We start from the raw sequence: 13442 nt of genomic DNA on the forward strand, positions 1-13442 counted from the left end.
CGATTGCGCACCGCAGTGATCCGTCCCATGTTGAGGGGCGAGAACGGCGCTCCAGCGCCGGTCAACAACAATGCGAGGAGCCGCCAGATGTGCGCAGCGATGGTGGGATGGGCCCACTCCAAGTTCGGCAAGCTCGAGGACGAGACCGTCGAAAGCCTGGTGGTGAAGGTCGCCACCGAGGCGATGGCCGATGCCGGGATCGAGGCGAAGGACGTGGACGAGATCGTTCTCGGCCATTTCAATGCCGGCTTCTCGCCTCAGGACTTCACGGCATCGCTGGTGCTGCAGGCCGATCCCGATCTCCGCTTCAAGCCGACGACGCGCGTCGAGAACGCCTGCGCCACGGGCTCCGGCGCGGTGCATCAGGGGCTGAAGTCGATTGCCGCGAAGTCCGCCCGCGTCGTCCTGGTGGTCGGCGTCGAGCAGATGACGAAGACGCCGGGCCCCGAGATCGGCCAGAACCTTCTGAAAGCGTCCTATCTGCCGGAGGACGGCGATACCCCGGCCGGGTTCGCGGGCGTGTTCGGCAAGATCGCCGACCTCTATTTCCAGCGCCACGGCGACCAGTCCGACGCGCTGGCGAGGATCGCCGCGAAGAACCACAAGAACGGCGTCGCCAACCCGTTCGCGCAGATGCGCAAGGATCTGGGCTACGAGTTCTGCCGGGCCGAGAGCGACAAGAATCCGTTCGTGGCCGGACCGCTGAAGCGGACCGACTGCTCGCTGGTGTCCGACGGCGCGGCGGCGCTGGTGCTGGCCGATTCCACCACGGCGCTCGGCATGAAGAAGGCGGTCGCCTTCCGCGGCGGCGCCCACGTGCAGGATTTCCTGCCCATGTCGAAGCGCGACATCGTCAAGTTCGAAGGCTGCGCCGAGGCCTGGCGGCGGGCGCTTGAGACCGCCAATCTCAGCCTGGACGACCTGTCGTTCGTGGAAACCCACGACTGCTTCACCATCGCCGAGCTGATCGAGTACGAGGCGATGGGACTTGCACCGGAGGGGCAGGGCGCCCGCGTTCTGGAGGAAGGCACGACCTACATGGACGGTCGTCTGCCGGTGAACCCGTCGGGCGGCCTCAAGGCCAAGGGCCATCCGATCGGGGCGACGGGCGTGTCGATGCACGTGGTCTCGGCCATGCAGCTCGCCGGAGAGGCGGGCGACATGCAGGTGAAGGGCGCCGAGATGGCCGGCATCTTCAACATGGGCGGCGCGGCCGTCGCCAACTACGTGTCGATCCTTCAGTCGATGAAGTGATCACGCCCCGGCGGGGACCGCTCCGCGCGCGGTGAAGGCCGCGCCGAGGCGCGCGGCCAGATCGTCCCTCGTGAGCTCCTCGCCGAGCCTCAGCCGCCAGTTCGGCCATTCCCGATCGGTGCCGGGCACGTTGACCGGTGCCGTTTCGGCGAGAAGGTCGGCGACCTGCAGCAGCACGAGCTTCGAGGGCGTCTTCGCCAGGAAGGCATGCACGGCGTCGACCAGCGCGGTCAGGGCCGCCTGGGACGGATCGTCGTCGGCGGCCGGCGGAAGCGCCGACACGTCGATGCCGGCGTCGGCCAGAGCGTCGAGCAGGGCAGCGCGGTCCGCCCGGCGGGCCTCGAAGCGGGCGTCGTCCTCCGCGGCGGCGCGGCCGATATGGACGTCGATCTCGATGTCGCGGCCGAGCCACCAGCCCGCGATCGGCGGCAGGTCATGGGTCGCGGCACAGGTGGCCGCCCCTTGCGGGTAGGACGCCGGCGGCCTGAAGCGCACTCCGTCGCGTTCGAACAGAAGCACCCGGGTCGACAGGATATCGGCGGCGCCGAGCCGCTCCGCGAACCCTTCCGGCACCGTCCCCAGATCCTCGCCCACCACCCCGCAGCGATGGCCGTGGCTGACCAGCGACAGGGCGGCGAGATGGGCGTCCAGGTTCTGGCGCACGTAGGCGCCTTCGCGGCCGCTCGCGCCGTCGGGCACCCAGAACAGGCGCGTCATGGCCATGGCGTGGTCGATCCGCAGCAGTCCGGCGTGGCGCATGTTGGCGGCCAGCAGGGAGGAGAAGGGGCGGTAGCCGCGGGCTTCCATCCGGTGCGGGATCGGCGGCCGCACGTTCCAGACCTGGCCGTCGGCGCTGAACGGATCGGGCGGGGCACCGACCGAAACCCCGGCTGCCAGAAGGTCCTGATCGGCCCAGGCCTCGGCGCCGTCCGGCGCGCTGCCGACGGCCAGATCGCGGTAGAGGCCGAGGCCGAGACCGGTTTCGGACGCCCGGTCGGCGGCGGCCCGCAACTGGCGGTCGGCGAGCCATTGCAGCCAGCAGTGAAACAGGATGTCGCCCGGGCGCTGGGCCTGGATCTCCCGGATGCCAGGGGCGTCGGGCCGCCGGAACCGGTCGGGCCAGACGGGCCAGGGCCGCTCCGGCCATTCCTCGGCCAGAAGCTGGAAGGTGGCGAACAGGATCAGCGGCCGGCCGCGGCCGGTCAGGAAGGTCTCGAAGGCGCGCCGGTCGGGATGGTCGGAGGTCAGCCTGCGGAACCGCTCGAAGGCGCTTTCCAGCGCGGCGCGCTTGACGCGCCAGACCCCTGAATAGTCGATGGTGCCGGCCTCGGAGACTTCCGGCTCGCGAAGGTCGGCGGCTCCGGCCACCTGGCCGAGGTCGATATAGATCGGATCCAGGAACCGCCGGTCGGACGGGTGGTAGGGGCTCGCCCGCTCGCGGTCGGTGGAAAACAGCATGTGCACCGGGTTGATGCCGACGGTGGCCGCGCCGGCCTCGCCGGCGCTCTCCGCGAGTTCGCCGAGCGTCGTGAAGTCCCCCATCCCCGCGTCGCCGTCACGCCGCAGCCCGTAGAGGTTTGCCTGGATGCCGAAGCAGGGGCGCTCCAGCGCAGGCGGCCGGTAGCAGGCGGCCGGGGCGACGATGATCCGGCCGGTGCCGTCGGCGCCCTCGACGTCGTCGCGCGTGATCCGATGGTCGCCGAGCGGCAGCGGCGGCAGGTCCATCCTGAGGCGGCGTACCGTCCGTCCGTCCGGGGCGGCGATCTCATCCTCGGCCGTGTCGGCCGGGATCATGACCGTCCGCTCCTGGCCACCGGCGAAGCGGATGTGCAGGGCGCGGGGGCGCCGTCCTTCGGGATCGAGCGGCAGGGCGAGGGAAACGGGAGCGCCGGCCCGCGCCGCCGTGAACCCGGGAGCGGGACGGCGCGCGGTTTCGTCCGACAGGGCGGTGAGACCGGCCCGGACGTCGGAGGCGGTCTCAGCGGGGAGCCCCATGGCGGCAAGCAGGGCCCGCTTCGTGTCCGGCGACACTTCATGGCGGTGACCGTCCACCTCCCACCATTCCGGCGCGATGCCGGCGGCCTCGGCGAGCCGGTCGAGGCTCTCTGCGCCGTCGGGGGCCGAGACAGGCGGGGGCGTCGGCGCGGTTTCGGCCGATGGCGTGCGCGACGGGCCGCCGGGTCCCGAACCTCCGGGGATCTCCTCCACCAGTGCGGCCGATCGCGGCGCGATCGCAAGGTGCAGACCCTCGACCGGACGGACGGCCGTCATATCCGCCGCGCCGGTGTCGAGGGCAAGGCGCCAGCCATGACCGTCGCGCGGGCTCGGCAGCACGACATCGAGCGGCGCGGATCCGGCGTTGAGCGCCAGCACGACCCGGTCGCCGGCCGGACCGCCGGCATAGGCGGCCATCACCAGATCCCGGCGGTCGGGGTCGTCCCAGTCGGCCGGCGTCATCGCGTTGCCGTCCGCCCGGCGCCATTCCACGTCTGGAATGCCGCGCGCATCGATCGGCGCGCCGGTCAGATAGGCATCGAGGCGAAGGGCCGGATGGCGCCGGCGCAGCTCGGAGAGATGGCGGACCAGGGCGATCCGGTCGGTGTCGGCGCTCGCCCAGTCGACCCAGGTGGTTTCGTTGTCCTGGGCGTAGGCGTTGTTGTTGCCGCCCTGGGTGCGGCCGAGTTCGTCGCCCATGGACAGCATCGGCAGCCCGCGTGAGGCGAACAGGGTGACCAGAAGGTTGGCCGCATCACGTCGCCGTGCCGCGTTGACCGCGGGCTCGTCGGTCGGGCCTTCGACGCCATTGTTCCAGGACTGGTTGTCGTCGTGCCCGTCCCGGTTCCACTCGCCGTTGGCCTCGTTGTGCTTGTGGGTGTAGGCGACGATGTCGGCCAGCGGAAAGCCGTCGTGGGCGGCGACGAAATTGACGCTCGCAGAAGGCCGGCGGTGGGCGTGCGCGAAGATCTCCGCCGAGCCGGTCAGGCTGGAGGCGAGCGCACCTGCGGCCGGCTCCACGCCGCGCCAGAACTTCCGGACGGTGTCGCGGTAGCGGTCGCTCCACTCCGACCAGCGCGGCGGCATCTGGCCGAGACAATGGCCGCCCGGCCCCACGTCCCAGGGCTCCGCGATCATCCGGAGCGTGCGCAGCACCGGGTCCTGCTCGATCGACTGGAACAGGGGTGCGGCGGGATCGAAGCCGGTGCCGGTGCGCCCGAGGGTAGTGGCCAGATCGAAGCGGAACCCGTCGATGCCGGCGGCCTGGGCCCAGTAGCGCATGGTGTCCATGGCGAGCCGCAGCACGTGCGGGCGGTCGAGGGCCAGCGTGTTGCCGCAGCCGGTGTCGTTCACGTAGAGCGACGGGTCGTCCGGGCGCAGCCGGTAGTAGCCGGCGTTGTCGAGGCCGCGGAAGGAGAGGGTGGCGCCCAGCTCGTCGCTTTCGCCGGTGTGGTTGAGGACGATGTCGAGGATCACCTCCAGCCCGGCGGCATGGAGGGCGGCGACGGCGGTGCGGACCTCCTCGATGCCGCCCGGGGCGAGGCGCGGATCCGGTGCCATGAACGCCATGGTGTTGTAGCCCCAGGCGTTGGCGAGGCCGAGCTCCGGCAGGTGCCGCTCGTCGATCCAGGCCATGACCGGCATCAGTTCGACCATTGTGACGCCGAGGTCGACGAGATGGTCGGTGACGGCCTTCTCGCCGAGGGCTGCGAAGGTGCCGCGGATCTCTTCCGGTATGTCCGGATGAAGGCGGGTGAAGCCGCGCACGTTCAGCTCGTAGACGAGGGGCGGCCGGTCGGTGCGCGGCCGCTGGAAGGGCCGGGGCGCGATCCGGTGGCCGGCGGTGGCGATCGCCTTGGGCACCAGATCGGCGGTGTCGGTCGGCTCCGGGCTTCCGTCGTCCCGGGAGCCGCGCAGGAGCGGATCGTGGCGGAACGGCCGGTCGAGGGCCCGGGCGTAAGGGTCGACCAGCAGCTTCGCCGGATTGAAGCGCAGGCCGCTGGCGGGATCGTAGGGGCCGTGGGCGCGCAGTCCGTAACGCTGTCCCTCGCCGGGCCCCTTCAGGAAGCCGTGGTGAACGGCCCCGGTGCGCGCGGGCAAAATGACGGTGGCTGTCGCGCGGGACCCGGTCTCGTCGAACAGCACGATTTCGATCGCGTCGGCATCGGGAGCCACGACGGCGACGTTGAGACCGTCGGCCTCGACGGTGACCCCGAGAGGTTCGGGTCGCCCGGCCAGGACGGGAGGCGCGCTCATCGGACAGCCGCCCGGGTCTGGCGGGCCAGCGACCGGTAGAGGCCGGCATAGGCGGCGGCGGGACCGGCCCAGCTCACGTCGGTGCGCATGGCGTTCGACTGGATGCGGCGCCAGACCTGCGGGTCGCGGTAGAGTTCCGCGGTGCGCACCAGCGCCTGGTCGAGGGTGTCCTTGGTGACGGGGGAGAACAGGACGCCGGTGCCGACGCCGGCGACCTTGGCCATCTCGTTGGTGTCGATGATCGTATCCGCGAGACCGCCGACCCGGCCGGCGACGGGGATCGCGCCATAGCGGAGCGCACAGAGCTGGGTCAGTCCGCACGGCTCGAACCGGGAGGGGACCAGGATCGCGTCGGCGCCCGCCTGGATCTGATGGGCAAGCGCCTCGTCGTAGCCGATCTCCACGCCGATCCGGTCGGGATGGCGGGTGGCGGCGGCGGAGAGCGCCTCCTGCAGCGTGGCGTCGCCGGCGCCGAGGACCACGAGATCGCAGTCGAGGCCGAGGACGGTGGGCAGCGCCTCGACCAGGAGATCGATGCCCTTCTGCCAGGTGAGCCGGCTCACCACCCCGAGCAGCGGCCGCTCGCTGGCCGGATCGAGGCCGAAGCGGGACAGCACGGCCGGCTTGTTCGGCTTGCGCTTGTAGAGCGTGACGGGATCGAAGCCGGAGGCGATGGCGGTGTCGGCGGCGGGATCCCAGACGCCGGTGTCGATGCCGTTCAGGATGCCGACCACGTCCTGTCCGCGGGCGCGGATCAGGCCTTCCAGCCCCATGCCGAACTCGGGCCAGCGGATCTCGCGGGCATAGCTGGGCGACACGGTGGTGACCCGGTCGGCGAGGCGGATCGAAGCCTTCAGGAAGCCGATGCGGCCGAAATACTCGATGCCCTCGACGCTGTAGGCGCGGGTCGGCAGGCCGAGCCAGGGCAGGATGTCCGGCGGCATCTGGCCCTGGAAGGCGATGTTGTGGATCGTCATGATGCTCGGCGGACCGCCACGCTCGCCATAGCGCAGATAGGCGGGGACCAGACCGGCCTGCCAGTCGTGGCAGTGCACCAGGTCGGGGCGGAAGCCCTCCACCGCGCCGCCGGCGAGTTCGGCCGCCGCCCGGCAGAAGGTGCCGAAGCGCAGGCCGTTGTCGGGCCAGTCGGCGCCGTCGGGGCCGGCATAAGGGGTGCCCGGCCGGTCGAACAGGTCGGGCGCGTCGAGCACGAACAGGCTGAGGCCGCCGGCCGTGCCGGCCAGGATCCGCGCCTCCCGCCCGAACGGCGCCGACAGGTCGAGGACCGTCTGGGCCGAGGTGAGCGCCCGCTTCACCGCCGGATAGCCGGGCAGCAGCGTGTGGACCGTCACGCCCTCGGCCCTGAGGGCGGCCGGCAGGGCGCCGGCGACGTCGGCCAGCCCGCCCGTCTTGATCAGCGGAAACATCTCGGACGTGACGGAGAGGATCGAAAGCGGGGTCATCAACTGGGCCGATCTCGCAGGTGCGGGCGACAATGCACCGGGGGAGTTAACGGAGCCGGAACGGCGGGCGGCGATCCGGCCGCAGACGGCGGGGGCTGGAGCCTGTCAGCGTTTCACGGAATTGCCTGTCGGTTCCAATCCTTCGTTTTGACGCAGGTCCGGACGGCCAACCGGTGTCCACTTGGCCTGGACATGCTTTAGTCGAGCGCATCCAGCATCGCCTGGGTGATGAGGCAGATGCCGCGGTCTGTGCGGCGGAACCGGCGGGCGTCCTCCTCCGGATCCTCGCCAACGACGAGCCCGTCCGGGATCTTCACGCCGCGGTCGATGACGGCGCGGTCGATGCGGGCGCCTTCGCCGATGTCCACTTCCGGCAGGACGACGGAGAAGGACACGTCCGCGAAGGAGTGGACGTGGACGTTGGAGGAAAGCAGGGAGCGCTGCACGGAGCCGCCGGACACGATGCAGCCGCCGGCGACGAGGGAGGAGATCGCCTGGCCCCGACGCGCGCCGCTGTCGTGGACGAACTTGGCCGGCGGGGTCAGCTCCGAATAGGTCCAGATCGGCCAGTCCCGGTCGAACAGGTCGAGTTCCGGCACGATCTCGGTGAGGTCGATGTTGGCTTCCCAGTAGGCGTCGATGGTGCCGACATCGCGCCAGTAGGCGGAGCGTTCCGCGCCGGAACGCACGCAGCTCGCCTCGAACCGGTGCGCCCAGGTGTTGCCGGCGGCGACCAGCTTCGGGATGACGTCCTTGCCGAAGTCGTGGCTGGAGGCGGGGTCGGCGGCGTCTTCGCGCAAGAGCTCGAACAGGAGCTTGCGCTCGAACACGTAGATGCCCATCGAGGCGAGCGAGCGTCCCGGCTGGCCCGGGATCTCAGGAGCCGTCTTCGGCTTCTCCACGAAGGACACGATCCGGTCGGCCTCGTCGACATGCATGATGCCGAAGGCGGACCCTTGCGCGGAATCGATCTCCACGCAGGCGACGGTGGCGTCCGCACCGCTGGCCACGTGCTGGGCGAGCATGACCTCGTAGTCCATCTTGTAGATGTGGTCGCCCGCCAGGATGATCAGATAGTCCGGCGCGTAGCCCTCGACGATGTCGAGGTTCTGGTAGACGGCGTCGGCGGTGCCCGCATACCAGCGGTCTTCCGAAACGCGCTGGCTCGCCGGCAGGATGTCGAAGCCTTCGTTGCGTTCCGGGCGCAGGAAGGTCCAGCCGCGGTTGAGATGGCGGATCAGGCTGTGGGCCTTGTACTGGGTCGCCACCGCGATGCGGCGCACGCCCGAGTTCAGCGCGTTGGAGAGCGCGAAGTCGATGATGCGGGTCTTGCCGCCGAAATAGACGGCGGGCTTGGCGCGCCGGTCGGTCAGTTCCAGAAGCCGGCTGCCGCGGCCGCCGGCAAGCACATAGGCCATGGCGGAGCGGGCAAGGGGGGAATTGCCTTTGAGACCGGACATGCACCGCTCCTATCGTGTCTGCTTCCGATCGGAAATCCGCTTCCGAGTCAGATGCTTGCGTCTTTCCGTCCCGGTCGTGTCGACCCGGTCGAACGGGAAACGCCCTAGGCTTCCTCCCACGCCAGCCACACCGTCGCAAGGGGCGGGCACGTGACCCAGGCCACCGGACGGCCGTCGCTGTCGTTGCGCGTCGTGACGCCGCCCATGTTGCCCCAGCCGGAGCCGCCATAATGCTCCGCGTCGGTGTTGAGGACCTCGCGCCAGCGGCCGGCGCGCGGCACCGGCACGGCCACGTCCGAGTGCGGCGTTTCGGTCAGGTTCGCCACGACGAGCACCGGGGCGTCGTCGGGCGCACCGAACCTGAGCCAGGCAAAGATCGAGCGGTCGGCATCGTCCACGATCGCCCAGCCGAAGCCCTCCGCCTCGTTGTCGCGGACGTGAAGCGCGGGGACATCCGCGTAGAGCCTGTTGAGGTCGGCGACGAGGTCGCGGATGCCGGCATGGCGCGGATCGTCGAGCAGGTGCCAGTCGAGCGCCCGGTCGAAGGCCCACTCGCGGACCTGGGCGAATTCCTGCCCCATGAACAGGAGCTTCTTGCCGGGATAGGCCCACTGGGCGGCCAGAAAGGCCCGCACGTTGGCGCGCTTCTGCCAGTCGTCGCCGGCCATGCGGGTGTAGAGGGTGCCTTTGCCGTGCACGACCTCGTCATGGGAGATCGGCAGGACGAAATTCTCCGAGAAGGCGTAGAGCAGGCCGAACGTGATCTCGTTGTGGTGATGACGCCGGTGGGCGGTCTCGCGCCGGAAATAGGCGAGGGTGTCGTGCATCCAGCCCATGTTCCACTTGAAGCCGAACCCGAGGCCGCCGGAATAGGTCGGCTGGGATACGCCGGGCCAGGCGGTGGACTCCTCGGCGATGACGACCGCGCCCGGGACGGTCTCGTAGACGATTTCGTTGAGCCGCCTCAGGAAGGCGACCGCCTCCAGGTTCTCGTTGCCGCCGTGGGCGTTGGGCCGCCACTCCCCGCCTTCCCGGCCGTAGTCGAGATAGAGCATGGAGGCGACGGCATCGACGCGGAGCCCGTCGACATGAAAGCGCTCCAGCCAGTAGAGGGCCGAGCCGATCAGGAAGTTCGCGACCTCGACGCGGCCGAAATCGTAGACCGCCGTTCCCCATTGCGGGTGGCGGCCGCGCAGCGGATCCGCATCCTCGTAGAGCGGCCCGCCGTCGAAGAAGGCGAGGCCGTGCTCGTCGGAGGGGAAGTGGGCCGGCACCCAGTCGAGGAGCACGCCGATGCCGGCGCCGTGGAGCCGGTCGACCAGACGGGCGAAGCCGGCCGGATCGCCGTGCCGCACGGTCGGCGCATAGAGGCCGATCGGCTGATAGCCCCAGGAGGCGTCGAGCGGATGCTCGGTGACGGGCAGGAACTCCACATGTGAGAAGCCCAGGGCGCTGACGTACGGGACCAGCGCATCGGCGATCTCGTCATAGGTCAGGTAGCGGCCATCCGGGCCACGCTGCCAGGAGCCGAGGTGCACTTCGTAGATCGCCATCGGGCTGCGGCGCGGATCGCGGCCGGCCCGGGCGGCCATCCAGTCGTCGTCCGTCCATTCGAAGCGGTCGGTGCGGATGACGCGCGAGGCTGTTGCCGGCCTCAGTTCGCCGGCGAAACCGACCGGATCGGACTTGAGCGGCAGCAACGTGCCGTCACGGGACAGGATCTCGTACTTGTAGAGGGTGCCCTCGCCGATCCGGGGCAGGAAGATCTCCCAGACGCCGGTGTCGACGCGCTTGCGCATGGGGTGGCGGCGGCCGTCCCAATTGTTGAAATCGCCGACCACAGAGACGCGGCTCGCATTGGGAGCCCAGACGGCGAAATGGGTGCCCGGCACGCCCTCGTGCTCCATGGGATGGGCGCCGAGGCGGTCATAAAGGCGGTGGTGCGCGCCCTGGGCGAAGAACCAGTCGTCGAGGGGGCCGAGGACGGGCGCGAAGGCGTAGGGGTCGAAGAATTTCCAGGTGGCGGTCGCGTCGCTGGCCTTCAGCCGGTAGCGCGGCCGGTCTTCCCGGTTCGGGATGGGGCCGGCGTAGAACCCGGCCGGGTGGATCCGCTCCAGCTCGCCGAGTTCCCGATTGTCGGTGGCCGACACCGCGACGACCCGCCTGGCGTCCGGCAGAAAGGCGCGGATGGTCCACCGGCCGTCTTCCCGGTGGGCGCCGAGCACGGAAAACGGGTCCCCATGCCGGCCGGTGACGATCGCCTCGATATCGGTCGACGAGAGAGGCATGGCAGGCTCACGAACTCATGAAACGGGACGGTCCGGGCGGAGGGGCGAACGCGCCGTCCGGCCGCTTGCCCCCGCGCCCAATATGGCCTCGCGTCAGTCCCTGTCCACCGGCTTGGCGTGCCAAATGCCGTCGGCGTACTCGCGAATCGCGCGGTCGGCGGAAAACCACCCCATCCGCGCGGTGTTGAGCACCGACTTGCGCCACCACGTGTCCTTGTCCTTCCACTCGTTGCCGACATGGACCTGCATCGCCCGATAGGCCTCAAAGTCCGCCGTGACCATGAAATAGTCATGGTGTGTCAATGTGTTGACAAGCTCGCTGTAGCGGTCCGGCTGGTCCGGGGAGAACACGCCGGTGGCGATCTGGTCGAGGGCTTCCGACAGATGACGGGAGGCGTGGATGGTCTCCTGCATGTCCAGGCCCTGGCTGCGCCGCTCGGCGACCTGCTCGGCGGTCATCCCGAAGATGTAGATGTTGTCCTCGCCGACATGGTCGCGCATCTCCACGTTGGCGCCGTCGAGGGTGCCGATGGTGAGGGCGCCGTTGAGGCCGAACTTCATGTTGCCGGTGCCGGAGGCTTCCATGCCGGCCGTGGAGATCTGTTCCGACAGGTCGGTGGCCGGGATGAGCGTCTCCGCCAGGCTGACATTGTAGTTCTCGAGGAAGACGATCTTCAGGAAGCCGCGCACGGTCGGGTCCGAATTGATCATCTTCGCCACATCGCAGGAGAGCTTGATGATCAGCTTCGCGGTGGCGTAGCTCGCAGCCGCCTTGCCGGCGAAGATCTTCACCCGGGGACGCCAGTCGTGCATCGGGTTGGATCGGATGGCGTCGTAGAGCGCCACCGCGTCGAGAATGTTGAGCAGCTGCCGCTTGTATTCGTGGATGCGCTTGATGTGGACGTCGAACAGCGCGTCCGGATCCAGGGTCAGGCCGACGCGCTGCTTCACCAGGCCGGCAAGCGCGACCTTGTTCTGGCGGCGGACGGCGGCGATCTTCTCGCGGAAGGCCGGGTCGTCGGCGAAGGGGGTCAGCGCGGACAGTGCCTCGTGGTCGTCCAGGAACGCGTCGCCGATGGCCTCGCGGATCAGGCTGGTCAGGCCGGGATTCGCCTGGAACAGCCAGCGGCGGAAGGTGATGCCGTTGGTCTTGTTGACGATGCGGCCGGGGTGGACCTTGTTCAGGCCGCTGAAGACGGTTTCCCGCACCAGATCGGTGTGGAGCGCCGACACCCCATTGATCCGGTGCGAGCCGATGAAGGCGAGGTTGCCCATCCGCACCGACCGTCCGTGATCCTCGCCGATCAGCGAGATTTCGGACAGGAGCGCACCGTCGTCGCCGAATTCGTCGCGCACCCGGTCCAGCTCGAAGGCGTTGATCAGGTAGATGATCTGCATGTGCCGCGGCAGCAGCCGCTCCATCAGCGGCACCGGCCACGTCTCCAGCGCCTCGGGCAGCAGGGTATGGTTGGTGTAGGACAGCGTGTTCCGGGTAATGTCCCAGGCGTCCGCCCACGGCACCTCGTAGACGTCGACCAGAAGCCGCATCAGTTCCGGCACGGCGATGGCCGGATGGGTGTCATTGAGCTGCACGGACACGTGGTCAGGCAGATCGTAGACGCTGTAGCCTTCGTTCACCGTGTGGCGGCGGATCATGTCCTGCAGGGAGGCGGAGGTGAAGAAGTACTCCTGGCGCAGCCGCAGCTCCTGGCCGGCATCGGTGGAATCGGACGGGTAGAGGACCTTGGAGATCGCCTCCGCCTTGGCGCGGTCGGCAAGCGCGCCGACATGGTCGCCGCGGTTGAAGTCCTCCAGGCTGATCGGGTCCTTGGAGCGCGCCGACCAGAGCCGCAGCGTGGAGACATAGCGGCCGCGCCAGCCGACCACCGGATTGTCGTAGGCGATCGCAAGCACGGTTTCCGCCGGCTTCCATTCCCGCGCGCCCAGGTGGTGGGCGTCGTGACTGGCCGCGACCGAGCCGCCGAAGCCGATGTCGTAGCGGGCTTCGGGGCGGCGGAACTCCCAGGGCGAGCCGTAGGCCAGCCAGTCTTCGGGAAGCTCGCGCTGCATGCCGTCTGGCAGCGCCTGGCGAAAGAGGCCGTGATCGTAGCGGATGCCGTAGCCGTAGCCGGCGATGCCGAGGGACGCCATGGTCTCGATGAAGCAGGCGGCCAAGCGGCCGAGACCGCCGTTGCCCAGCGCCGCGTCCGGTTCGAGATTGCGCACCGTCTCGAAATCGGTGCCGAGCCCTTCCAGCGCGGCGGCGACGGCGTCGACATAGCCCAGATTGTAGGCGGTGTCCCGGAGCTGGCGGCCGATCAGGAATTCCAGCGACAGGTAGTAGACCCGCTTCACCGGCTTGGCATAGGTCGCCCGCGTCGCCGGGATCCAGTGGTCGACGATGCGGTCGCGGACCGCGAGCGCGGTGGCGACATACCAGTCGTGAGGCTCGGCGTGCTCGGGATCCTTGCCCACCTGGTAAACGAGCTTGGCGAGGATCCGCTCGCGCCAATAGTCCGCACGGCTCGGATCGTCGGTCGCCCGGCGGTGCGGGGTGTCTTCGGCATGCGTGCCTTCGCTCGCAAGGCCGGTCTCATGGGTCTGTTCGGTCATGGTCGCTCGGTTGGCTGACGATCGGCGGACCAGTCTCGCCCGGGAGGCTTTGGCGGGGCTTGTCCGGAAAAAACGGATTGGCAGGTGGCCGATTCACGCAAGGGACGGGGCGG

At 69.5% G+C, this 13442-nt stretch carries 6 protein-coding genes; 1 reads left to right on the forward strand and 5 read right to left on the reverse strand.

The genetic code is table 11. The features are described from left to right. The first annotated feature begins 87 nt into the window (after nucleotides 1-87). Nucleotides 88-1254: an acetyl-CoA acetyltransferase gene (locus tag J2S73_RS03475; protein WP_306884024.1), complete on the forward strand. Its 1167-nt coding sequence runs from the start codon at nucleotides 88-90 to the stop codon at nucleotides 1252-1254. Here the strand turns inward: J2S73_RS03475 and glgX are convergent, their stop codons facing one another. The 5 genes from glgX to J2S73_RS03500 all read right to left on the reverse strand — a co-directional run bounded on the left by glgX (nucleotide 1255) and on the right by J2S73_RS03500 (nucleotide 13329). Continuing rightward, on the reverse strand, nucleotides 1255-5505 hold the full coding sequence (gene glgX, locus J2S73_RS03480; protein WP_306884025.1) for a glycogen debranching protein GlgX: 4251 nt from the start codon (nucleotides 5503-5505) through the stop codon (nucleotides 1255-1257). It lies immediately after the preceding gene. Beyond that, nucleotides 5502-6968: a glycogen synthase GlgA gene (glgA, locus tag J2S73_RS03485; RefSeq protein ID WP_306884026.1), complete on the reverse strand. Its 1467-nt coding sequence runs from the start codon at nucleotides 6966-6968 to the stop codon at nucleotides 5502-5504. Before glgA ends, glgX begins: the two co-directional genes overlap by 4 nt. A 197-nt stretch (nucleotides 6969-7165) precedes the next feature. Further along, on the reverse strand, nucleotides 7166-8428 hold the full coding sequence (gene glgC, locus J2S73_RS03490) for a glucose-1-phosphate adenylyltransferase (protein WP_306884027.1): 1263 nt from the start codon (nucleotides 8426-8428) through the stop codon (nucleotides 7166-7168). Between the two features lie 104 nt (nucleotides 8429-8532). After that, the gene (gene glgB / locus J2S73_RS03495; protein ID WP_306884028.1) at nucleotides 8533-10716 is read right to left on the reverse strand and encodes a 1,4-alpha-glucan branching protein GlgB; all 2184 of its coding nucleotides are present in this window, start codon (nucleotides 10714-10716) and stop codon (nucleotides 8533-8535) included. Nucleotides 10717-10809: 93 nt separating this feature from the next. Then, nucleotides 10810-13329 carry a glycogen/starch/alpha-glucan phosphorylase gene (locus J2S73_RS03500; protein WP_306884029.1) on the reverse strand — a complete coding sequence of 840 codons (2520 nt, stop codon included), beginning with the start codon at nucleotides 13327-13329 and terminating at the stop codon, nucleotides 10810-10812. Between the last annotated feature and the right edge of the window lie 113 nt (nucleotides 13330-13442).

Origin of the sequence: Amorphus orientalis, from assembly GCF_030814015.1 — a bacterium.
GTDB lineage: Bacteria > Pseudomonadota > Alphaproteobacteria > Rhizobiales > Amorphaceae > Amorphus > Amorphus orientalis.